Annotated in this window: 20 protein-coding genes; 11 read left to right on the forward strand and 9 right to left on the reverse strand. The window is 67.8% G+C overall.

Annotated elements, in window-relative coordinates:
• Window positions 1-347: 347 nt before the first annotated feature.
• Window positions 348-1,346, forward strand: coding sequence for an LLM class flavin-dependent oxidoreductase (locus F3J15_RS20095; protein ID WP_089446040.1), 999 nt, complete (start codon window positions 348-350; stop codon window positions 1,344-1,346).
• A gap of 34 nt (window positions 1,347-1,380) precedes the next feature.
• Here the strand turns inward: F3J15_RS20095 and F3J15_RS20100 are convergent, their stop codons facing one another.
• Window positions 1,381-2,442: an alpha/beta hydrolase gene (locus F3J15_RS20100; RefSeq protein ID WP_166893601.1), complete on the reverse strand. Its 1,062-nt coding sequence runs from the start codon at window positions 2,440-2,442 to the stop codon at window positions 1,381-1,383.
• A 173-nt stretch (window positions 2,443-2,615) separates the two neighbouring features.
• Between F3J15_RS20100 and pdxY the strand changes: the two genes are divergently transcribed.
• The 3 genes from pdxY to F3J15_RS20115 all read left to right on the forward strand — a co-directional run bounded on the left by pdxY (window position 2,616) and on the right by F3J15_RS20115 (window position 7,414).
• The gene (gene pdxY / locus F3J15_RS20105) at window positions 2,616-3,476 is read left to right on the forward strand and encodes a pyridoxal kinase PdxY (RefSeq protein WP_089483610.1); all 861 of its coding nucleotides are present in this window, start codon (window positions 2,616-2,618) and stop codon (window positions 3,474-3,476) included.
• A 280-nt stretch (window positions 3,477-3,756) separates the two neighbouring features.
• The gene (locus F3J15_RS20110; RefSeq protein ID WP_166893604.1) at window positions 3,757-5,901 is read left to right on the forward strand and encodes a phospholipase C, phosphocholine-specific; all 2,145 of its coding nucleotides are present in this window, start codon (window positions 3,757-3,759) and stop codon (window positions 5,899-5,901) included.
• Between the two features lie 364 nt (window positions 5,902-6,265).
• A complete protein-coding gene (locus F3J15_RS20115; RefSeq protein ID WP_069247514.1) occupies window positions 6,266-7,414 on the forward strand; it encodes a branched-chain amino acid ABC transporter substrate-binding protein in 1,149 nt (382 codons plus the stop codon).
• A 136-nt stretch (window positions 7,415-7,550) separates the two neighbouring features.
• Here the strand turns inward: F3J15_RS20115 and F3J15_RS20120 are convergent, their stop codons facing one another.
• Entirely contained in the window at window positions 7,551-8,300 is a 750-nt protein-coding gene (locus F3J15_RS20120) for a FadR/GntR family transcriptional regulator (protein WP_069247513.1), read from the reverse strand.
• 358 nt (window positions 8,301-8,658) lie between these two features.
• Here F3J15_RS20120 and gudD point away from each other — a divergent pair, with 358 nt between their 5' ends.
• Window positions 8,659-10,011 (forward strand): glucarate dehydratase, encoded by a 1,353-nt coding sequence (gene gudD / locus F3J15_RS20125; RefSeq protein WP_069247512.1) that lies wholly within the window; start codon window positions 8,659-8,661, stop codon window positions 10,009-10,011.
• A gap of 91 nt (window positions 10,012-10,102) precedes the next feature.
• On the opposite strand, the gene F3J15_RS20130 is transcribed toward gudD, so the two are convergent.
• The 3 genes from F3J15_RS20130 to F3J15_RS20140 form a co-directional block, all read right to left on the reverse strand.
• The gene (locus F3J15_RS20130; RefSeq protein WP_166893606.1) at window positions 10,103-10,567 is read right to left on the reverse strand and encodes a DUF2214 family protein; all 465 of its coding nucleotides are present in this window, start codon (window positions 10,565-10,567) and stop codon (window positions 10,103-10,105) included.
• 39 nt (window positions 10,568-10,606) lie between these two features.
• Window positions 10,607-11,413 carry a hypothetical protein gene (locus F3J15_RS20135; protein ID WP_166893608.1) on the reverse strand — a complete coding sequence of 269 codons (807 nt, stop codon included), beginning with the start codon at window positions 11,411-11,413 and terminating at the stop codon, window positions 10,607-10,609.
• A gap of 236 nt (window positions 11,414-11,649) precedes the next feature.
• A complete protein-coding gene (locus F3J15_RS20140) occupies window positions 11,650-12,714 on the reverse strand; it encodes a glycosyltransferase family 4 protein (protein WP_006476459.1) in 1,065 nt (354 codons plus the stop codon).
• 563 nt (window positions 12,715-13,277) lie between these two features.
• Here F3J15_RS20140 and F3J15_RS20145 point away from each other — a divergent pair.
• The gene (locus F3J15_RS20145; protein WP_069247509.1) at window positions 13,278-15,110 is read left to right on the forward strand and encodes an ABC transporter ATP-binding protein; all 1,833 of its coding nucleotides are present in this window, start codon (window positions 13,278-13,280) and stop codon (window positions 15,108-15,110) included.
• Between the two features lie 77 nt (window positions 15,111-15,187).
• Here F3J15_RS20145 and otsA read toward each other — a convergent pair whose 3' ends face one another.
• Window positions 15,188-16,567: an alpha,alpha-trehalose-phosphate synthase (UDP-forming) gene (otsA, locus tag F3J15_RS20150; RefSeq protein ID WP_089445225.1), complete on the reverse strand. Its 1,380-nt coding sequence runs from the start codon at window positions 16,565-16,567 to the stop codon at window positions 15,188-15,190.
• Window positions 16,564-17,316: a trehalose-phosphatase gene (gene otsB / locus F3J15_RS20155; protein ID WP_069247507.1), complete on the reverse strand. Its 753-nt coding sequence runs from the start codon at window positions 17,314-17,316 to the stop codon at window positions 16,564-16,566. The genes otsA and otsB overlap by 4 nt, the downstream gene beginning before the upstream one ends.
• A gap of 567 nt (window positions 17,317-17,883) precedes the next feature.
• On the opposite strand from otsB, the gene F3J15_RS20160 reads away from it, so the two are divergent.
• From F3J15_RS20160 to F3J15_RS20170, 3 genes are read left to right on the forward strand one after another with little or no spacing between them, the layout of a single operon-like run.
• Window positions 17,884-18,519, forward strand: a complete 636-nt coding sequence (locus tag F3J15_RS20160; RefSeq protein WP_166893610.1) for an SCO family protein — start codon at window positions 17,884-17,886, stop codon at window positions 18,517-18,519.
• A 12-nt stretch (window positions 18,520-18,531) separates the two neighbouring features.
• Complete coding sequence (locus F3J15_RS20165; RefSeq protein WP_166893612.1) at window positions 18,532-18,978, forward strand: copper chaperone PCu(A)C; 447 nt, start codon at window positions 18,532-18,534, stop codon at window positions 18,976-18,978.
• Window positions 18,979-18,988: 10 nt separating this feature from the next.
• Window positions 18,989-19,858 carry a cytochrome c oxidase assembly protein gene (locus tag F3J15_RS20170; protein ID WP_166893614.1) on the forward strand — a complete coding sequence of 290 codons (870 nt, stop codon included), beginning with the start codon at window positions 18,989-18,991 and terminating at the stop codon, window positions 19,856-19,858.
• Window positions 19,859-19,880: 22 nt separating this feature from the next.
• Here F3J15_RS20170 and F3J15_RS20175 read toward each other — a convergent pair whose 3' ends face one another.
• Complete coding sequence (locus F3J15_RS20175; RefSeq protein WP_089445221.1) at window positions 19,881-20,366, reverse strand: GNAT family N-acetyltransferase; 486 nt, start codon at window positions 20,364-20,366, stop codon at window positions 19,881-19,883.
• A gap of 124 nt (window positions 20,367-20,490) precedes the next feature.
• Complete coding sequence (locus F3J15_RS20180; RefSeq protein WP_166893616.1) at window positions 20,491-21,363, reverse strand: pirin family protein; 873 nt, start codon at window positions 21,361-21,363, stop codon at window positions 20,491-20,493.
• Between the two features lie 109 nt (window positions 21,364-21,472).
• Here F3J15_RS20180 and F3J15_RS20185 point away from each other — a divergent pair, with 109 nt between their 5' ends.
• The gene (locus F3J15_RS20185) at window positions 21,473-22,390 is read left to right on the forward strand and encodes a LysR family transcriptional regulator (protein ID WP_089445220.1); all 918 of its coding nucleotides are present in this window, start codon (window positions 21,473-21,475) and stop codon (window positions 22,388-22,390) included.
• Between the two features lie 102 nt (window positions 22,391-22,492).
• Entirely contained in the window at window positions 22,493-22,996 is a 504-nt protein-coding gene (locus tag F3J15_RS20190; protein WP_089445219.1) for a GAF domain-containing protein, read from the forward strand.
• Window positions 22,997-23,029 lie beyond the last annotated feature (33 nt).

Below are 23,029 nucleotides of genomic sequence, written 5' to 3' on the forward strand. Positions count from 1 at the left end.
AGAAACGGACTGGTGCAATTCCGGCAAAGCTGTGCTGTCGGCGAACCATTTGGGCGCACCCGCGTTCACGTTAGCGTAAGCGGTTTGCAGGCGTATTGCAGTCTTGAAAATCATACGTTTCGTGCAAATTTGTACGTCGATGCGAATTCACATCCAATCGCCGTAAAGAGCGGTAATTAATCACCAATTAGATTGATTTTTGCAACGATCACCGAATTCGACCCTGCACCCCTGAAAGGCGCATGGGTATCGGGCCGCCTCCAGCACGTTCCGGAACCCTTTGGCAAAATCCTTGGCATTTGTTGCGTCAGCGCATCACCGCGCGCGCCCCTTTCGAAGGCCATCCGATGATTCCGTTTTCCGTACTCGATCTCGCCCCCATTCCGGCCGGCGCCGACGCCTCCCAGGCATTCCGCAATACCGTCGATCTCGCGCAGCATGCGGAACGCTGGGGTTACCGGCGCTACTGGCTCGCCGAGCATCACAACATGCCCGGCATCGCGAGCGCGGCAACGGCCGTCGTGATCGGCCATGTCGCGGGCGCCACGCAGACGATCCGGGTCGGGTCGGGCGGCATCATGCTGCCGAACCACGCGCCGCTGGTGATCGCCGAGCAGTTCGGCACGCTCGCGTCGCTGTATCCGGGGCGCATCGACCTCGGCCTCGGCCGCGCGCCCGGCACCGACCAGACCACGTCGCGCGCGCTGCGCCGCGACCTGATCGGCAGCGCCGACTCGTTTCCGGATGATGTCGCCGAGCTGCAGCGCTACTTCGCGGAGCCGGTGCCCGGCCAGCGCGTGCGCGCGGTGCCCGGCGCAGGGCTCGACGTGCCAGTGTGGCTGCTCGGCTCGAGCCTGTTCAGCGCCCAGCTCGCCGCGATGCTCGGGCTGCCGTTCGCGTTCGCGTCGCACTTCGCACCGGATTACCTGATGCGCGCGCTCGAGATCTATCGTGCGCAGTATCGGCCGTCGGCCGCGTGGCCGAAGCCGCATGCGATGGTCGGCGTCAACGTGTTCGTCGCCGATACCGACGACGAGGCGCGGCGCCTGTTCACGTCGCTGCAGCAGCAGTTCATCAATCTGCGGCGCGGCACGCCGGGCAAGCTGCCGCCGCCGGTCGACGTGCTCGAGGCGAACGAGCTCGAACTCGCGACCGTCGCGCATTCGCTGTCGTTCGCGGCCGTCGGCTCGCGCGACACGGTGCGCGACAAGCTGCGCGACCGCATCGCGCAGACGGGGGCCGACGAGCTGATCGTCACCGCACAGATCTACGATCACGCGGCACGGCTGCGCTCGTTCGAATTGACCGCGCAGATCCGCGACGAGCTCGCGAGCGAAACGCGCTGACGGCGCGCCCGGGCCGCCTGCGGCCTGCCCCGCGTCACTGCAGGTGCACGGCCTCCAGCCCGTCGAGCAGCGCCTTGTGGAACGCGTCCGGATCCTGGATCTGCGGCGCGTGCCCGAGCGCCGGGAACTCGACGAGCTGCGCGCCGGGGATCGCCGCCTGCGTGCGCTTCGCGAGTTCCGGGTAGCGGCCGAGCTTCGCATGCACGTCGGGCGGCGAGACGTCCTTGCCGATCGCGGTTGTGTCCTTGTCGCCGATCATCAGCAGCGTCGGCACGCGGATCGCGCCGAGTTCATAGACCACCGGCTGCGTGAGGATCATGTCGTAGATCAGCGCGGAGTTCCACGCGACCGCGTCGCGACCGGCGCCACGGTACATCCCGGCCAGCATCTGCACCCAGCGCTCGTACGACGGCGCCCACTTGCCCGCGTAGTACGTGCCCTGCTCGTAGCGGCGAATGCCGTCGGCCGTGGTCTTCAGTTCGCGCGCATACCAGTAGTCGACCGGCAGCGGCGGCACGCCGAGCGCCTTCCAATCCTCGAGGCCGATCGGGTTCACGAGCACGAGCTGGTCGGTCGCCTTCGGATACATCAGCGCGTAGCGCATCGCGAGCATCCCGCCCGTCGAATGGCCGACGATCGTCGCCGACTTCACCCCCATCGATTCGAGCAGCGCATGCGTATTGCGTGCGAGCTGCTGGAAGCTGTACTGGTAGCGATCGGGCTTCGACGACTTGCAGAAGCCGATCTGGTCCGGCGCGATCACGCGATAGCCGGCGCGGCTCAGCACGCCGATCGTGTCCTCCCAGGTCGCCGCGCAGAAGTTCTTCCCGTGCAGCAGCACGACGGTGCGGCCGTTCGGGTGTGCCGGCTGCACGTCGAGGTAGGCCATCTCGAGGGTTTCGCGCTGCGACACGAACGTGTAGAGATGCACGGGCGCCGGATAAGTGAACCCTTCCAGGCGCGGGCCATACACGGGCCCGTCGTTGCCGGCGGGCGAGGCGGCGGCCGCCATGGCGGGCACGGCGCACGCGACGGCGACACCCGCGCCGAGCACGGCGGTGCGCACGGAAAACAACATCTTGCGAATCGAAAGCATGGCGATCACGGTGATTGGAGACGCACGCGGGCGGCCGGGCCGCCTCGCGCCCCGCGATTCTACGCGGTCGCGCTGACGACGGCGCGCAACACTCCGGAGCCGCGCGACTTCCGCGCGCGCGACGAACTCGGGTATCGTGTGACGTGACCCTGAAACGCGTGCAGGCGATTCCCATGAAAAACGTCCTCAGCATTCAGTCGCACGTCATCTACGGCCATGCCGGCAACAGTGCGGCCGTGTTCCCGATGCAGCGCCTCGGCGTCAACGTCTGGCCGCTCAATACCGTCCAGTTGTCGAATCACATGCAGTACGGGAACTGGGCCGGCAGCGCGATCGATGCCGCGAAGATGGAGCAGCTCGTCGACGGCATCGCCGCGATCGGCGCACTCAAGCGCTGCGACGCCGTGCTGTCCGGCTTCCTCGGTTCGCCGCCGCAGGCGCGTGCGGCGATCGAGATCGTCCGCTCGGTGAAGGCGATGAACCCGAACGCGTGGTACTTCTGCGATCCGGCGATGGGCCAGACAGGCGGCATCCGGCCCGAGCCGGGCGTCGAGGAATTCATGGTCCAGGAGGTGCCGGCGCTCGCGGACGGCATGTCGCCGAACCACACCGAACTGCAGAAGCTCGCCGGGCGGCGCATCGAAACCGTCGCCGAAGCCGTCGAAGCCTGTCGCGCGCTGATCCGTCGCGGCCCGCAGATCATCCTCGTCAAGCACCTGCACGACCGCAACAGCCCCGCCGATCGTTTCAACATGCTCGCGGTCACCGAAACCGAAGCGTGGATCGGCCAGCGCCCGCTGTACGCATTTCCGCGCCATCCGGTCGGCGTCGGCGACCTGACCAGCGCGATCTTCGTCGCATGCCGGCTGCGCGGCGACTCCGTGCGCGCGGCGTTCGAGCACACGCTCGCGGCCGTCCACGCGGTCGTGAAGGCCACCTACGATGCGCGCCGCTACGAGCTCGAACTCGTCGCCGCGCAGGACGAAATCGCGCGCCCGAGCGAATGGTTCGGCGCGTGGGTCACGGACGCCTGACACGCCGGCATCGCCCTCCGCTTCACCGGTGCGCATCCCGCGCCGCATCGCTTTCCCGCCTCACCCCCGCCGCACCGCGACCGCTGTCGACATGCATCCCGATGCCGCTTCGTTATCGCTTCGATGCGGATGCAAACGTTTCCGGACTTCACATGAATGACACCGATTTCTCGCTATGCTCGCGACGGCACCACCCGGCGCAGCCGCATCCTGCGATCCGGGCGCGCCCTTCCAGCAGGTCCTGCCAATCGGCTCCCCCCTTTACCGCACGATAACGACCATGACCCGATCGAACCGTCGTGACTTCCTGCGCGTCGCTGCCGGCACCGCCGGCGCCGCCGCGCTGAACCTGTTCCCCCCCGTGATTCGCGATGCGCTTGCGATTCCCGCGAACCGCCGCACCGGCACCATCCGCGATATCGAACACATCGTCATCCTGATGCAGGAGAACCGCTCGTTCGACCACTACTTCGGCACGATGCGCGGTGTCCGCGGCTTTGGTGACCCGCGTCCGCTGCGCCTCGCGAACGGCAAGTCGGTGTTCCACCAGCCGGTCGGCCCGGCCGAGCTGCTGCCGTTCCACCCGGGCGCGGACAAGCTCGGCCTGCAGTTCCTGCAGGATCTGCCGCACGGCTGGCAGGACATGCACGCCGCCTGGAACAAGGGCCGCTACGACCAGTGGGTGCCGAACAAGGGCACCACGACGATGGCGTACCTGAAGCGCGACGACATCCCGTTCCACTATCAGCTCGCCGACGCGTTCACGATCTGCGACGCGTACCACTGCGCGATCCCGAGCTCGACCGATCCGAACCGCTACTACATGTGGACCGGCTACGTCGGCAACGACGGCACGGGCGGCGGCCCGGTGCTCGGCAACGAGGAAGCGGGCTACGGCTGGACGACCTATCCGGAAGTGCTGGAGAACGCCGGCGTGTCGTGGAAGATCTACCAGGACGTCGGCACCGGCCTGAACGCCGCCGGGTCGTGGGGCTGGACGCAGAACCCGTACATCGGCAACTACGGCGACAACTCGCTGCTCTACTTCAACCAGTACCGCACCGCGCTGCCCGGCACGCCGCTGTACGAGAAGGCGCGCACCGGCACCAACATCAGCGCGGGCGGCACGCTGTTCGACGTGCTGCAGCAGGACGTGAAGAACGGCACGCTGCCGCAGGTGTCGTGGATCTGCGCACCGGAAGCGTATTCCGAGCATCCGAACTGGCCGGCGAACTACGGCGCGTGGTACATCGAGCAGGTACTGCAGGCGCTTGTGTCGAATCCGGAGGTATGGAGCAAGACCGCGCTCTTCATCACGTACGACGAAAACGACGGCTTCTTCGACCACGTGCCGCCGCCGTTCGCGCCGCAGTCGCGCGACAACGGGCTGTCGACGGTCGCGACGACCAACGAGGTGTGCCCCGGCGACGCATCGCACATGGCCGGCCCGTACGGGCTCGGGCCGCGCGTGCCGATGCTCGTCGTGTCGCCGTGGACGAAGGGCGGCTGGGTCTGCTCGCAGACCTACGATCACACGTCGCTGCTGCAATTCATCGAGGCACGTTTCGGCGCGCAATACCCGGTCAAGGCCGGCAACATCTCGCCGTGGCGCCGCACGGTGTGCGGCGACCTGACCGCCGCGTTCGATTTCGCGACGGCCGATGCCGGCTGGCCGAAGCTGCCGGACACGAGCGGCTATGCGCCGCCCGACCGCCTGCGCCATCCCGATTACATCCCCGTGCCGCCGGTGCTGCAGAAGCTGCCGAAGCAGGAGGCCGGGCTGCGTCCGGCGCGCGCGCTGCCGTACGAGCTGTTCGTGCACGGCCGCGTCGAATCGGTGAACGGCCTGTTCCGGCTGACCTTCGCGAACACGGGCCGGGCAGGCGCCGCGTTCCAGGTGCAGTCGCGCAATCGCCTCGACGGCCCGTGGGCGTACACGGTCGAAGCCGGCAAGCGGATCGCCGACACGTGGAGCGCCGCGGCGTCGCTCGGCCTGTACGACCTCGACGTGTACGGCCCGAACGGCTTCTACTGCCATTTCCGCGGCCCGTTCGCGACCGGCGTCGGCAGCGCGAACGTGAACCCCGAGGTGATCTACGGCTACGACGTCGCGAACGGCAACATCACGCTGCGCCTGATGAACCGCGGCCACAAGGCCGTGCGGCTCAAGGTCACCAACGCGTATGGCCACGGCCACGCGCGCACGTTCGACCTCGCACCGGGCCAGCAGGTCGACGACTACTGGGATCTGCGCGGCAGCCACGGCTGGTACGACCTGACCGTCAGCGACGGCCGCCTGCTCGGCTTCCTGCGTCGCTTCGCGGGTCACGTCGAAACCGGCCGCCCGAGCACCAGTGATCCGCTGATCCGCACCCACGCATCGCACGACGATGCCGAAGCCGCATCGGACGCCCTGTCCGACTGACGGCATCCCGTGCGCGGCGCGGCCCCGGCGGGCCGCGCCGCCTCCCTGTTCCCCCCTCCTCTCGGCCCGCTCCGTTCGCGACGGGAAACTCCCGATACCGGCTGCCGCCGCACGCGCGGAAGCTATGCGCAAATCCGCACCGAATGCGCGGCGAATTGCCAAGACCCGGGCATATCGGCGACCTATATATCGAGGCGATCGGGGCTCTTCTTCGCGGAGCCTGACGGGAGATTCTTCCGAGGATAACGATGCCGACCTCCCCGCCCGATTCCGAGAAGCGGTCGAACCGCCCGCCCGTCGCACGCGTCCGGCCCGCCCGGGCGCATGCGGTACTCACTCGCAGGTATCGAACAAGAGGAACAACATGAAATTCCGTCATTCCCTGCTGTCGGTGTCGATTGCATCCGCGCTTGCCCTTCTCTCGCAACAGGCCGCCCAGGCCGCCGATACGACCGACGTGAAGGTCGGCTTCGCCGCGCCGCTCACGGGCGTGAACGCCGGCTACGGCAAGGATCTGCAGAACGGCGTGCAGCTCGCGCTCGACGATGCCGCCGCGCAGAAGGTACAGATCGCCGGCAAGCCTGCCCACTTCAACCTCGTCGTGCAGGACGACCAGGCCGACCCGCGTATCGGTGTGCAGGCCGCGCAGGCGCTCGTCGACCAGAACGTGTCGGTCGTGGTCGGCCACTTCAACTCGGGGACGACGATTCCGGCGTCGGTCGTCTACGACAAGGCCGGCATCCCGGTGATCGATCCGGCCGCGACCAACCCGACGCTCACCGCGCGCGGGCTCGCGAACATGTTCATGGTGATCGCGACCGACGGCCAGAACGCCGGCAACGCGGGCAAGTACGCGGTCGACGTGACGAAGGCGAAGCGCATCGCGATCATCGACGACCGCACCGCGTTCGGCCAGGGCGAGGCCGACGAGTTCGAGAAGGCCGTGAAGGCCGCGGGCGGCAACCTCATCGGCCGCGAATTCACCAGCAACCAGGCGGTCGACTTCCGCGCGCAGATCACGAGCCTGAAGGCGAAGAACCCCGACCTGATCTTCTTCGGCGGCCTCGATTCGCTCGCCGCGAACTTCATCAAGCAGATGCGCCAGCTCGGGCTGAACGCGCAGTTCGTCGGCGGCGGCGGCGTGAAGGACAACGAGTTCATCAAGATCGCGGGCCCGGCCGCCGAAGGCGCGATGGCGTGGGAATACGGCCGGCCGCTCGACGAGCTGCCGCAGGGGAAGGATTTCGAACAGCGCTTCAAGAAACGCTTCGGCGTCGACGTGCTGTCGTACGCGCAGTTCGGCTATGACGCAGCGTGGGCGGCGATCAAGGCGATGCAGGCAGCCGGCTCGACCGACCCGAAGGTCTATCGCCCGGCGCTGAAGAAGATCGACTTCGAAGGCGTCACCGGCCGCATCTCGTTCGCGAACGACGGCTCGCTGAAGAGCGGGATGTCGACGCTGTACCAGGTGAAGAGCGGCGCGTGGAAGACGATCACGACGAAGGGAGGCTGATCGGCGGCGCCGGCGGCCGGCGGCGGCAACGCCGCCCGGCCCCGGTGATCGATGAATGGAATCGATCTTGTATGACGACTGATGTTGAGGCGATTCGACCGGGCCGGCGGCACTGTGGGCCGCGCCGCCCGGTGCGTCAGCCGGCCTCGGCCTCGGCGGCCTCGTGCGCGCGGCGCAGCCGTTCGCGGCTGTTGGTGAGGTGCGTGCGCATCGCCGCGCGTGCCGCTTCCGGGTCGTGGCGCGCGATCGCCTCGTAGATATCCTCGTGTTCGTGGTTCAGCCGGCCGACGTAGCGCTCCAGATCGTCGCCGGCAAAGCGGGCCGAATTCACGCGCGTGCGCGGAATGATCGACGTGCCGAGCTGCGTCATGATGTCGACGAAATAGCGGTTGCCGGTGGACTGCGCGATCTGCAGGTGGAACTGGAAGTCGAGCTGCGCCGTGTCGCGGCCGCCGCCCGCCCCCGATGCGATCGCGTCGAGCGCGCGCCGCAGCGCGGCCAGGTCGGTATCGTTCGCGCGTTGCGCGGCAAGGCTCGCGCATTCGCTTTCGAGGCTGATGCGCAGTTCCAGCACCGCGAGCACGTCGCGCAGCGTCGTGATCGTCGCCGGGTCGATGCCGAGCGTCTGGCGGCGCGACGGCTCCAGCACGAAGCTGCCGATGCCGTGGCGCGTTTCGATGAGGCCGCTCGCCTGCATCCGCGAGATCGCCTCGCGCACGACCGTCCGGCTCACGCCCTGCGCCGCCATGACTTCGGTTTCGGTCGGCAGCTTGTCGCCGGGACGCAGCGTGCCGTTTTCGATCTGCGCGGTCAGCGCGTCGACGACATCTTGTGCGAGGCTGCGTGCGCGACGGCGCGGCGCTGCGGGAAGCGTAGGCACGGACATGAGGCCGGTTCCTTTTTGAATGATCGTAATGTGAGCCGAGGGTTTACGCGGGGTTTGAGCGAAAGCCGATGATTCATTATACTGCGTCACAAGTCATCCGACGACTGATGATCGAAACACGGATCTCCTGTCGACTCAAGCGCGCAGTCCAGCGCCGCCTGGTCCCATGCCTTACGATCGGCCAGCGTTCGCGTTCTGCGCGCCGCTGGTCAGGTTGTCGCTCCCACCCCGTTTCGGGTTGCGTCGACCTGCGGGGCTTGCGCGCCGCGCATGTCGGTTGTCGAATGATCGCACCTCCCGTCGCGCGCGGCAAAGCTTTTGCCGCACGGCATTGCCCACCCTTTCGCCATCGCCGCCCATGAACGCCGTCACTGCCTCGCCCTCCCACGACACGCCGCGTATCGTCGACCTGCAAGCGATTCCGGTCGCCGGCCACGACAGCATGCTGCTTAACCTGAGCGGCGCACACGGCCCGTTCTTCACCCGCAACCTCGTGATCCTGAAGGACAGCGCGGGCCGCACCGGCGTCGGCGAAGTCCCGGGCGGCGAAAGCATCCGCCGCACGCTCGACGATGCGCGCGCGCTCGTCGTCGGCCAGCCGGTCGGCAATTACCACGCGGTGCTCAACGACGTGCGGCGCACCTTCGCCGACCGCGACGCGAGCGGCCGCGGGCTGCAGACCTTCGACCTGCGCACGACGATCCACGCGGTCACCGCGCTCGAAGCCGCGCTGCTCGACCTGCTCGGCCAGCATCTCGGCGTGCCAGTCGCCGCGCTGCTCGGCGAGGGCCAGCAGCGCGAGCGCGTCGAAATGCTCGGCTACCTGTTCTACATCGGCGACCGCACGAAGACTGCGCTCGCCTATCGCGACGGCCGCGGCGCGACCGACGACTGGACGCGCGTGCGCGACGAAGCCGCGCTGACGCCCGAGGCGGTCGTGCGGCTTGCCGAGGCCGCACATGCGCGCTACGGCTTCAACGACTTCAAGCTGAAGGGGGGCGTATTCGAAGGCGCGAGCGAGATCGAGGCCGTGACGGCGCTCGCCGAGCGCTTCCCCGACGCGCGCGTGACGCTCGACCCGAACGGTGCGTGGTCGCTCGACGAGGCCGTGCGGCTGTGCCGCGACCAGCATCACGTGCTTGCGTACGCGGAAGATCCGTGCGGCGCGGAGAACGGCTACTCGGGCCGCGAGGTGATGGCGGAATTCCGCCGCGCGACCGGGCTGCCGACGGCCACCAACATGATTGCGACCGACTGGCGGCAAATGGGTCACGCGGTGCAGTTGCAGGCCGTCGACATCCCGCTCGCCGATCCGCACTTCTGGACGATGCAGGGTTCGGTGCGCGTCGCGCAGATGTGCCGCGACTGGGGCCTCACGTGGGGCTCGCATTCGAACAACCACTTCGACGTGTCGCTCGCGATGTTCACGCACGTCGCGGCCGCAGCACCAGGCCAGGTCACCGCGATCGACACGCACTGGATCTGGCAGGACGGCGAGCGGCTGACGCGCGAACCGCTGAAGATCGAGAACGGGCTGGTGGAAGTGCCGAAACGGCCGGGGCTCGGCATCGATATCGACATGGATGCCGTCGCGGTCGCGCACGAGTTGTACAAGCAGCACGGGCTGGGTGCCCGCGACGACGCGGCGGCGATGCAGTATTTGATTCCCGGTTGGACCTTCAACAACAAGCGCCCCTGCCTCGTGCGCTGAGCGTGGGCGCGCCGGGCGGCAGGGTCGCCCGGTCGAGCCTGGGCCCCACCTACCCGGCCACGCCTAGCCGGCCGCACCTACCCGGCCAGGCCTAGCCGGCCGCCCCAATCCCCCGCGCCATCCCCGACGCGGCGAACACGATGACGATCACGAGCACCGCCTGCCAATGGCCGATCCGCACATAGGTGCGCGCACGGCCAAGCTCGGGCATCTGCTGCTGCCGCACGGCGACGCGCCACCGGATCAGCCCGAGCATCGGCACGACCTCGAGCAGCAGGATCAGCACGAGCGCGGTCATCTTCAGGTGAAAGAGCGGTTCGTGCAGGTAGTACGCGGCGCCTTTCTCGAAACCGCCGAACGCGCGCATCAGGCCCGTCACGATCAGCACGAGCGCCGACAGCCCCCACGCGGCATCCGCCTTGAATACGCCGGGCAGGTCGGCCGCCTGCGCCGACGCGATGAGCCGGCGCAACGCGCGGTTACGCCCCGCGATCGCGGCAAACGCGACGCCGAACGCACTCAGGTGAATGGCAGCCAGCAACCAGTGGACGATCATCACGCCTCCCTGTCGCCCGCATGCCGTGCGCGGGACGTGTCAGACGATCTGTTTGAGCGCGGCGTCGAGCGCGAGCACCGCGACGCGGTCGCCTTCGGTCGCGAGCGGCGCACGCATGACGATCTGCCGGTTATGGCCGACGGCCGCCGGCGAATCCCACAGCAGTTCGACCTTCGGTCGATTGAAGAAGCTGCCGCGGCGCGGCGGCACGACGGCCGGCTGCGCGTCCGAGGCACCCTCGCCCGCGGCAGGCGCCGCCCGGCCGGGCCAGCGCACCGATAGTTCGCGTGCATCGTACTGGCCGACCTTGCGGCTTTCCATCCATACGATCGCGGTGCGCGTCAGCACGTCGAGCGAAATCGCATAACGGCCGACCGCGAAGCGCCGGGCGGCCACGTTGGTCCGCCACAGCGGCCGCGGGCGGCAGATCCAGACGATCGCCGCATAAAGCGCCGGTGCGGCGACGAGCCAGCCGTTGGTCGCCGTCACCGCATGCAGCGCGAGGCGCCAGCCGTCCACCCAGACGAACACGCCGATCGACCAGACGGCAAACAGGAAACCGATCAGCGCGAAGACGCGCAGCGCCTGGCGCAGCCATTGCGGCAGCGGATGAAACGGTCGTTCGGCGCGCGCGACGGCGCCCGGCAGCGCGAGCAACAGGAAGATCAGCAGGAGGTAGACGAATGCCCAGGGCGACGACACCATCGCCGACAGCGACGAGCGATAGCCCATCTGGGACATCGAGAACAGCCAGCGCGCGAGCAGCACGAGACCGATCGCACGCAACGCGAAGATCACACCGGCGCCGGGGGCCGGCGCTGCGCGCGTGGATTTCGTTCTCGCCAAGACTGCTCTCCTCTGGATATTCGTGCGGGGCCGGATTTCACGGCACGGCCATTATAGGGACATTACCGTCTGGACAGACGGACGGATGCCCTGCCGGGCCGCTTCGGGGGCCGTTCGCGGCGTCGGGCGCGGCGAGAATACAACAGATCCGCGCCGTGGATGTGACAACGCCCCGCCGGGAACCCGGACGGGGCGTCGATGGCAAGCCGCCCGCCGCAGCGCGGCGGCGGCCGCGATCAGCTTGCGTTGACTTCGCGAAGCACCGTGCGACGCTTCTGGCGCAGCAGTTCCTCGTAGCCCTTCACGTAGTTCTGCGCCATCACCTTCGACGAGAAGCGGGCTTCGAACGCGGCGCGGACCTTCTCGCGCGGCAGCGTATCGAGGCGCTTGAGCGCGGCAACGGCCGACAGTTCGTCTTCGACGACGAAGCCCGACACGCCGTTGTCGATCACTTCCGGCACCGAGCCGCGCTTGAACGCGATCACCGGCGTGCCGCAGGCCATCGCCTCGATCATCACCAGGCCGAAGGGCTCCGGCCAGTCGATCGGGAACAGCAGCGCGTGTGCGTTGCCGAGGAATTCGGTCTTTTCGGACTCGCTGATTTCGCCGATGTACTCGACGTGCGGCAGCGCGAACAGCGGCTTGATCTTCTCTTCGTAGTACGCGCGGTCAGCCTTGTCGAGCTTCGCGGCGATCTTGATCGGCAGGCCGGCCTGCTCGGCGATGCGGATCGCCGTGTCGACGCGCTTCTCCGGCGAGATGCGGCCCAGGAACGCGAGGTAGCTCGGCTTGACGTTCGGGATCGGCGTCAGCAGGTTTTCCGGCAGGCCGTGGTAGACGGTCGACAGCCAGTTCGCCTGCGGCAGCGGGATGCGCTGGTTGTCGGAGATCGACACGACCGGCACGTCGCTGAATGCGTTGAAGATCGGCTGCAGTTCCGGCAGGTCGAGACGGCCGTGCATCGTCGTCAGATGCGGGACCGGCTGGCGCGAGAACAGCGAGAACGGGTAGTAGTCGATGTGGCAGTGCAGGACATCGAACTCTTCCGCGCGGCGGCGCACCTGCTCGAGGAGCAGCATGTGCGGCGCCATCACGTCGCGGATCGTCGGGTCGAGGCGCAGCGCCTGCGGCCAGCAGGCTTCGAGCTTCGCGGAGGTTTGCGAATCGCCGCTCGCGAAGAGCGTCACGTCATGCCCCATCTCGACAAGTGCTTCGGTGAGGTAGGACACCACTCGCTCGGTACCACCGTACAGTTTCGGGGGCACCGCTTCGTGCAACGGAGCGATTTGGGCGATTCGCATGCGTAACTCCTAAAAAATCGGCTAAAAACCAGGTATGGGTCGGCAACCTGCCGGCGGTCCGGGCTGGATGCATGTCGTCCGAAGATCGGACGAATCAGCCTGCCGGGGGCGTCAAACCCGCGCTGCTCAAGGAGCGTCGGCGACGCGACAGGCATAGAACGTTTGAAACGAAGACCCGTTGACAGGGGTTCGTAAAAAACCTGGAATCGAACCCGGAGCCGATTATCTAGGGTTAATCCCGATACGGCGCACAACATTTCAAACACTTTACTTTGTTACAAAGGTGCAACACTTTGCAACCCGCGGACTTGGGTGTCCGTTCTAGAGTGGAAGGCCCTTTTGGCATTCCTTGGCCCCGTGACCGCCGGCAGCGTGATTCCGGCACATGAGGCAGGACGGGATGCCGGATTTTATCTCAAAATCGACCGCAAGCCCCTGGCCAAGGCAAGATTCGCGCAGCGCGACACGCGGGCTTGTTTACAATGCCGGATTATTCAGTCCGGGCGAACGACGGCCTGCGATCCAGCCGCCACGCTCACTCACCGAATCACCGCACGCATATTTTGGAATCTCTCACCCCTGCCCAGCGCAACGCCCACAACGCGAAGCTGTCGAGCTACGCGCATCGACCAATCGCGTTCCTGTTCCGCTACATCCGCCTGCATCCCGTCGCCCACCTGATCGTGCTCGGCAGCGTGCTGGCCGCCGTCGGCTGCGCGCTCGGCTCGCAATACGCGATCAAGCACCTGATCGACGTGCTAGCGACCGGGCGGCATCACCCCGGCCCGCTGTGGAGCGCGTTCGCGCTGCTCGTCGGGCTGATCGCGGCCGACAACCTGCTTTGGCGCGTCGGCGGCTGGTTCGCCGCGCACACGTTCGTCGCGGTCACCGGCGACCTGCGGCGTGACCTGTTCCAGTACCTGATCGGCCATTCGCCCACCTACTACGCCGAAAAGCAGCCCGGCACGCTGGCGAGCCGCATCACGGCCACGTCGAACGCGGTCTACACGTCGGAGAACACGATGGCGTGGAACGTGCTGCCGCCGTGCATCGCGGTGATGGGCGCGATCCTGATGATCATCGTCGTCAATCCGATGATGGCGGCCGGCCTGCTCGGCTGTTCGGCCGTGCTGTCCGTCATCCTGTTCAAGCTCGCCGGGCGCGGCTCGGCCCGCCACCACGCGTTCGCGGCGAAGGCCGCGGCGGTCGACGGCGAGCTCGTCGACGTGATCGGCAACATGGGCCTCGTGCGTGCGTTCGGGATGACGCTGCGCGAGCAGAAGCGCTTCGGCGCGACGGTCAAGGCCGAGATGGATGCGCGCCAGCAGAGCCTGCTCTATCTCGAGAAGCTGCGCCTGCTGCACGCGGTGATCACCGCGATGCTGTCCGCCGGCCTGCTCGGCTGGGCGCTGTGGCTGTGGGACCAGGGCCGCGCGACGTCAGGCGACATCGTGCTCGTCAGCTCGCTCGGCTTCACGATCCTGCACGGCACGCGCGATCTCGCGGTCGCGCTCGTCGACGTCACGCAGCACATCGCGCGCCTGTCCGAGGCGGTCAAGACGCTGCTCGAGCCGCACGGGATGCCGGACAGCTCCGACGCGCAGCCGCTGTCGGCCAAGGGCGGCCGCGTCGATTTCGAGCGCGTGACGTTCGCCTATCCGCACCGCCGCGCGATCCTCGACCACTTCGACCTTCGTATCGAGCCGGGCCAGCGCGTCGGCCTGATCGGCAAGTCGGGCGCCGGCAAGTCGACCGTGCTCGCGCTGCTGCAGCGCTTCTACGACACGCAGGACGGCGCCGTGAAGGTCGACGGCCAGGACGTGAAGACGATCACGCAGGACAGCCTGCGCCACGCGATCGCGCTCGTGCCGCAGGACATCTCGCTGCTGCACCGGACGATCTACGACAACATCGCGTACGGCCGCCCCGAAGCGACCCGCGAGGAAGTGCTCGCCGCCGCGCGCGACGCCCGCTGTGCGGAGTTCATCGAAGCGATGCCGGAAGGCTATGACACGATCGTCGGCGACCGCGGCGTCAAGCTGTCGGGCGGCCAGCGCCAGCGTATCGCGATCGCGCGCGCGATCCTGAAGGATGCGCCGATCCTGCTGCTCGACGAAGCGACGTCCGCGCTCGACAGCGCCTCCGAGGAAGCGATCCAGAGCGCGCTCGACCGCCTGATGGTCGGCCGCACGGTGATCGCGATCGCCCACCGCCTGTCGACGCTGCGCAACTTCGACCGGATCATCGTGATGAACAACGGCAAGGTGATCGACGACGGCCCGCCCGACGTGCTGCGCAACCGCCCGGGCCTGTACCGCGACCTGCTCGCGAAACAGCACGGCCGCCATCACCCGGCCCCCGACGGCAGCACGCCGACCGGCGAACGCGTGGCCTGACACACCGGTCCGCAGCCGACAAAAAAGCCGCAGTGCGCGTCGCACTGCGGCTTTTTTATTACTCGGTGAACCGCCCGTTACGCGTGCTGCAGATCGCGCAGGAAGTTGTCGCGCCACACCGACACGTTGTTCTCGCGAAGCTGCGCGATCATGTCCGTATAACGCGCGCGCCGCTCGGCGAGCGGCATCGTCAGCGCCTGCGACAGCGCATCGGCCATCCCGTCGATATCGATCGGATTGACGATCAGCGCCCCCGTCAGCTCGCGTGCGGCACCCGCGAAGCGCGACAGCACGAGCACGCCCGGATCCTCCGGATTCTGCGCGGACACATACTCCTTCGCGACGAGGTTCATCCCGTCGCGCAGCGGTGTCACGTAGCCGACCCGCGCGAGCCGGTACAGCGCAGCGAGCAGCTGGCGGTCGTACTGGCGATGGATATAGAGGATCGGCGCCCAGTCGAGTTCGGCGAAGCGTCCGTTGATGCGCCCCGACTCCCCTTCGAGCTGCAGGCGGATGTCCTGGTACGCGCGCAGCTCCGCGCGGGTCGACGGTGCGATCTGCAGGAACGACACGCGATTGCGATGCGACGGCTCGTGTTCGAGCAGCTTCTCGAACGCGCGGAAGCGCTCGACGAGCCCCTTCGAGTAATCGAGCCGGTCGACGCTCATGATCAGCTTGCGGCCGCGCAGCGAGGTCGCGAGCGTACGCACCGCCTTGCCGTGCTCGCCGGCCTGCGCGAGCGACGCGATCTCGTCCGGATGCACGCCGATCGGATAGGCGGCCGCGCGCAGCGTCCGGCCGAATGCGCGCACCGTCGCCAGGTGGCCGTCGCGCTCGATCGTGCCGCCCGCTTCCGATTCGACGTAGTCGCAGAACGCGCGCAGGTCGGGTTCGGTCTGGAAGCCGAGCAGGTCGAACGCGCACAGCGACTCGACGAGGTCGCGATGCGGCGGCACGCTGACGAGCACCTGCGCAGCCGGAAACGGGATGTGCAGGAAGAAGCCGATGCGGTTCTTCACGCCGGCCGCGCGCAGCGCGCGCGCGAACGGGATCAGGTGATAGTCGTGCACCCAGATCACGTCGTCGTCCTGCAGCAGCGGCACGAGCTGCTGGGCGAGCCACACGTTCACGCGGCTATAGCCTTCGAACTCGTGACGGTCGTACTGGATCAGGTCGGTGCGGTAGTGAAACGCGGGCCACAGCGTCGCGTTCGAGAAGCCGCGGTAATACTGGTCGTAGTCGCGCCGCGACAGGCCGATGGTCGCGAACGTGACCGGCCCGTGCTCCTCGACGCGGATCTGCGGCGCGCCGGACGCGACGACCTCGCCGCTCCAGCCGAACCACATGCCGCCCGTCTCCTTCAGCGCATCGTAGACGCCGATCGCGAGACCGCCCGCCGCCGGTTCGCCTTCCGAAATCGGCGCGACGCGGTTTGAAACAATGATGAGGCGACTCATGCGTCCGGTTGCCCCGCACCGAGCCAGCGCGCGATCTGCTCATGCAGCGCGTCGACCGAATCGAGCCGCGTGCGGGCAGACGTCTCGCCCGCGCCGACCTTGATCGACAGGCCGCCGCGCGCGTTGACCACCGCGAAGCCCTTCTCGTCGGTCAGGTCGTCGCCCGCGAACACCGGCATACGCCCCGCGAACGGCGGTTCGTCGAGGAACGCAGCGAGCGCGCGCCCCTTGTCGACGCCTTTCGGCTTGATCTCGAAGACCATCTTGCCGGGCTGCAGCACATACGCATCGGCGTAGTCGGCGACGAGGCGCTCGGTGGCCGCGCGTGCAGCCGCCTCGCGCTCGGGCGCGTTGCGGTAGTGCAGCGCGACGGCCGCGCCCTTGATTTCGAGCAGCATGCCCGGATGACGGTCGACGACGGCCGCCAGCTCGCGCTCGATGCGCAGCAGGCGTTCGTCGTTGAAGCCGATGCGCTGCGTGTCGCCGTTCGCATCGCGGCGCTCCGCGCCGTGCAGGCCGGCGATCGGCATGCCGGGCATCTTCAGGAACGTGTCGATGTTGTCGATGCCGCGCCCGGACACGATCGCGACCGCGCCGTGCGAGCGGCGCTGCAGCTCGTCGAGCAGCGTCAGCAGCGACGGCGGAACATGAATGCTGTCGGGCGTCGGCGCCAGTTCGACGAGCGTGCCGTCGAAGTCGAAGAAGAACGCGGTGTCGGTCAGGGACAGGGAAGCCGGAACGGATTGCATCGATTCGATAGTGTGAGGGCCGGCCGGCAAACACCGGGCGGCCGCTGCGCGAATGGAATTGTGCGCATCTTACCGCGCCTGCGCATCGAGATGGGCGAAACCGGTGCGGCGCCGGCGCCGCGCCGCCGCGCGCGTCAACTGCGACATATTGCCCCGCTCGCCCGCGGCGTACGGGTTTCGAAAGGACGCGGGCGCGCGAATTGCGCTACAGTCGCAACCGCCTGCCGCGCGACGCATGGCGCCGCGCCACCGGCCACCATTTCGTCTGATCGAGCCTTAGGGACTGTTTCCATATGGAACGCACATGCGAATGCCCGAAATCGCCCGTATGGCAAGGAGTGAGGAGCGCCGTTTGGCCGAGCCAAACAAGCGACGAGCGACGCCGCCATACGGGCGATTTCGGGCATTCCCGTGACATGATTTTCTTTAATTTGGGGTTGCCACGAGAACGGCCGCTCGCCGCGTTGCGCTCCTTGCGAATACGTCAGTATTCGCAGCGTCGCGCGCCTCGCGAGCGGCCGTTCTCGTGGCAACGCATGCGCGTTCCATATGGAAACAGTCCCTAAGATGTCGTCTGCCCGCACCACGCCGCACCGGCGCTTCTCCCGCCTCATCCGCACGGCCGCGGCCCTCACCGCCGCTGTGGCGCTCGCCGCGTGCACGCACGACGAACCGCGCTGGAACCTGACCAACGTTACCGGCCACCTGCCCGACCTGTCGTTCACGCTGACGGGCGGCGACGGCCATCCCGTCGACGCCGATGCGTTCCAGGGCCAGGTCGCGCTCGTCTACTTCGGCTACACGCACTGCCCCGATGTCTGCCCCGAAACGATGGCGCGGCTGATGGAAGTGCTGGCGAAGCTCGGCCCACAGGCCAACAACGTGCGCATCCTGTTCGTTTCGGTCGATCCTGCGCGCGACACGCCGCAGGCAATGCAATCGTATGTCGCCGCGTTCGACGCCGCGCATGCACGCGGCCTGACCGGCACCGACCGCCAGATCGAGTCGCTCGCGAAACGCTATCGCGTCGCGTACCAGATGGAAAAGCGCGATCCGTCCGGCGGCTACGAAGTCACGCACAGCTCGGCCGTCTACATCTTCGACGCGAGCGGCCGCGCCCGCCTGCTGGCGACCGACCGCGACTCGCCCGACGCCATCGCCGCCGATCTGCGCCGGATCATCGACACCGCCTCCACTACCTGAATTCATCCCGACATGAAAACGAAAACGACCCTCAAGACGCTCGCCCTCCTCGCCGCGCTGTGCGCAGGCGCTCATGCGTATGCCGCCGGCGCGATCACCGCGCAGAACGCCTGGGTGCGCTGGCTGCCGAACAAGCTGCCGGCCGGCGGCTACGTGACGCTCGTGAACACGAGCGACAAGCCGGTCGATCTCGTCGACGTCGGCAGCCCCGACTACGGGATGGCGATGCTGCACCAGACCGTCTCGAACGGCTCGACGCAGAAGATGGAAATGGTCGACAAGCTGACGATCCCCGCGCGCGGCAAGGTCGACATCGCGCCGGGCGGCTACCACTTCATGCTCGAGGAGCCGAAGCACGCGATCAAGCCGGGCGACACCGTGCACCTGCGCCTGAAGTTCTCCGACGGCGAAACGGTCGATGCGCCGTTCGCCGTGAAATCGCCGGCCCAGGCGAAGTGATGCGCGCGCGATGAACCTCCTGTACTGGCTCGATCCGTGGGAACCGTCTCCCACCGTGGTGATCGCGGTGCTGACCGCCGCCGTGCTGTTCGCACGCGGCGCGAAGAAGGCGAAGGTGTCGCCGCTGCGGCAGTTCTCGTTCTGGTTCGGGCTGACGGCGCTCTACATCGCGCTGCATACGCGGCTCGACTATTTCTTCGAGCACGAGTTCTTCCTGCACCGCGCGCAGCACCTCGTGCTGCACCACCTCGGGCCGTTCTTCATTGCGCTGTCGTATCCGGGCGCCGCAATGCGCGCGGGCATTCCGTTCCGCTGGCGGCAGCGTTTCGTGCGTCCCGCGCTCGCGTGGGCGCCCGTGCGCGCGACGCTCGACGTGGTGTTCCATCCCGTCGTCGCGGTCGTGCTGTTCGTCGGGCTGATCTATTTCTGGCTGCTGTCGCCGATCCACTTCATCGCGATGCTCGACTGGCGCCTCTATCGCGTGATGAACTGGAGCATGGTGATCGACGGGCTGCTGTTCTGGTGGCTCGTCGTCGATCCGCGTCCCGCGCCGCCCGCGCGGTTGTCGCCGGGCCGCCGGATCCTGATCGTCGTCGCGGCGATCCCGCCGCAGATCGCGCTCGGCGCGCTGATCTTCTTCACGCCGCACGAGCTGTATCCGATCTATTCGATCTGCGGCCGTGCGTTCACATGGCTGAGCCCGCTGCGCGACCAGCAGATCGGCGGCCTGCTGCTGTGGATTCCCGGCTCGATGATGAGCGTGATCGGCGCGCTGATCGCGCTGCGCCACTGGCTGCGGCTGTCCGCGCGCGGCCGCCTGATCGATGAACGGGCCGCGCAGCGCGCGGCCCGGCCGCCGGTGGCGCACACTGCCCACTGACGGCTGGGCGGCGCATCGCGCATTACGCGCGTGCGCTGCTCATCCACACGTGCGGGATGCCGTCCTCGTCGTGCACGTCCGAACTCGGCGTAAAGCCGAATGCCCCGTAAAAACGCTGCAAGTGGGCCTGCGCATGCAGGCTCACCGGCGTATCCGGCCACTGCGCGCGGATATGCTCGAGCGCACGCGACAGCAGCCCGTTGCCGAGGCCCGCGCCGCGAAACGCGGCGGTCGTCAGCACGCGGCCGATGCGTACGTCGGTGTTCTGCGCATCGGGCAGCAGCACACGCAGATAGCCGGCCACGCGACCAGCCGGATCGAAGGCGGCCAGGTGCCATGCGGCCTGATCCGCGTCGTCGATGTCGCGATACACGCAGTTCTGCTCGACGACGAAAACCGCGCTGCGGGCTTCGAGGATCGAATAGACTTCGCGCGCCGTCAGCGCGTCGAAGAATTTCCAGCGCCAGTCGAGATCGGCGGCGCTCGGGGATGCAGCGGATGCGTTCATGGTCGGTCCTGATTCGGGCGCGCCGGCCGGCGCGCGGCAATCGACGATTATGCCTCGAAGCGCACTCGCCGCGCGACCGACTGCCCGCGCACAAAAAAGCCCCGCATTGCGCGGGGCCTGTCCGTCATGCCGGCATCTGGCCGAAGCGGCCGCTGTTGAAGTCCTCGATCGCGGTACGAATCTCCGCTTGCGAGTTCATCACGAACGGCCCGTAACCGACGACGGGTTCGTCGATCGGTTCGCCGCTCAGGATCAGCAGCTTCGCGTCGCCGTTCGCTTCGATCTCGACGTCGCTACCGTCGCGGCCGAGCTGCACGAACTGCGCTTCGCGGGCGACCGTCTCGCCGTTCACCTGCACGGTACCGCTCAGCACGACCACCGCGAGCGTACGCCCTTCGGCGACCGGGAACCGCGCATGGCCGCCGGCCACGAGCCGCACGTCCCACACGTCGATCGGCGTATGCGTGCGGGCCGGGCCGCGCCGCCCGTCGAGTTCGCCCGCGATGATCCGCGCACGCCCCGCGCCGCCCGGCAGCTCGACCACGGGGATGTCGGCGTTCAGCAGCGTCTGGTAACCGGGCGCCCCCATCTTGTCCGCGGCGGGCAGGTTCACCCACAGCTGCACCATCTCGAGCGGGCCGCCGCGCTTCGTGAACCCTTCCGAGTGGAATTCCTCGTGCAGGATCCCGCTCGCGGCCGTCATCCACTGCACGTCGCCCGGGCCGATCACGCCGCCCGCGCCGGTCGAGTCGCGGTGCGCAACCTCGCCGTCATAGACGATCGTCACCGTCTCGAACCCGCGGTGCGGATGCTGGCCGACACCGCGCGGTGCCGCGGCCGAGCCCGGCTCGAACGTGGTCGGGCCGGCGTAATCGAGCAGCAGGAACGGGCTCAGGTGCGCGCCGTGGGACTGGTAGCTGAACATCGAACGCACCGGGAAACCGTCGCCGACCCAATGGCCGCGCGGCGCACTGTACACACCCTGGATCTTCTTCATTGCCTTCTCCGAATTGCGGCGAAACACGTGTTTCGCATCCTGGGTAGAAATATAGTGGTGGAACGATCGATCCGGTAGACTGCCAAAATCGCACTCAGCGTTCCATTTCATGAACGATAAAGCGCGGGATCTGAACGATCTCTATTACTTCGTGCAGGTCGTCGAACACGGCGGCTTCGCTCCGGCCGGGCGGGCGCTGGACATGCCGAAATCGAAGCTGAGCCGCCGCATCGCGCTGCTCGAGGCGCGGCTCGGGATGCGGCTGATCCAGCGCTCGACGCGCCGCTTCACGGTCACCGACGTCGGCCAGACCTATTACGCGCATTGCCGCGCGATGCTCGTCGAAGCCGATGCGGCCGACGAGGCGATCGCGCTGCTGCACGAGGAGCCACGCGGCATCGTGCGCGTCAGTTGCCCGATCGTGCTGCTCGATTCGCTGGTCGGCACGATGATCGCCGCGTTCATGGTCGCGTGCCCGCGCGTCGAGATTCATCTGGAAGCGACCAACCGGCGCGTCGACGTGGTCGGCGAAGGGATCGACGTCGCGATCCGTGTACGCCCGCCGCCGCTCGAAGACAGCGATCTCGCGCTGCGCGTGCTGGCCGAGCGCGGCCAGTGCCTCGTCGCGAGCCCGGCGCTGCTGCGCGAGCAGGGCGTCCCGGCCGTTCCCGCCGATCTCGCGCGCCTGCCGAGCCTCGATCACGGCGCCCCGCAGTCCGCGCACGTGTGGCGGCTGCGCGGGCCCGACGGCGCGCACGCGGAAATTCATCACCAGCCGCGCTTCGTGACGGGCGGCATGCTCGCGCTGCGCGCGGCGGCCGTCGCGGGCGTCGGCATCGTGCAGTTGCCGACGATGATGGTGCGCGATGAGGTCGCGCGCGGCGAGCTGGTGACCGTGCTGCCCGACTGGGCGCCGCGCCGCGAGATCGTGCATGCGGTGTTCGCGTCGCGCCGAGGGTTGCTGCCCGCGGTGCGCGCACTGCTGGATTTTCTCGCGGAGCGGTTTGCCGAACTCGAACCCGATTGAGCGCGCCGCTTCACGCGTGACCAGGCGCTGCAAACCCTGCGCGCGTGCCGTAGACTGCGGTACGCGCATCGCGCATTCCACAACCCTGATCGCTTTCCCGCCATGTTCACGCTGTCCAACGACCCCAACGCCTCCAAGGCCGATCAATACGCGACGCTCGTCGAGCAGGCGCGTGCACTCGTCGAATCCGAACGCGATCTGACCGCGAACGCGGCCAACTTCGCCGCACTCGTCTACCACTCGCTGGACCGTCTCAACTGGGCCGGCTTCTACTTCTTCGACGGGACGGAACTCGTGGTCGGGCCGTTCCAGGGCAAGCCCGCCTGCGTGCGGATCGCGCTCGGCAAGGGCGTGTGCGGCACGGCCGCGCAGACGCGCGAGACGCAGGTCGTGCGCGACGTGCATGACTTCCCCGGCCATATCGCGTGCGACGCCGCATCGGAGTCGGAAATCGTCGTGCCGCTGGTGGCCGCCGACGGCACGCTGATCGGCGTGTGGGACGTCGACAGCCCGGTCGCCGCGCGCTTCGACGACGAAGACCGCCAGGGGATGGAAGCGCTGTGCCGCGTGTTCGTCGAACACGCATGGCAGAAGGCGCGCGGTTGAGCGGCGGCCAGACCGCGCTCCCCCACCAAGCAA

Source organism: Burkholderia sp. Ap-955 (assembly GCF_011753045.1).
GTDB classification, from domain to species: domain Bacteria; phylum Pseudomonadota; class Gammaproteobacteria; order Burkholderiales; family Burkholderiaceae; genus Burkholderia; species Burkholderia lata_D.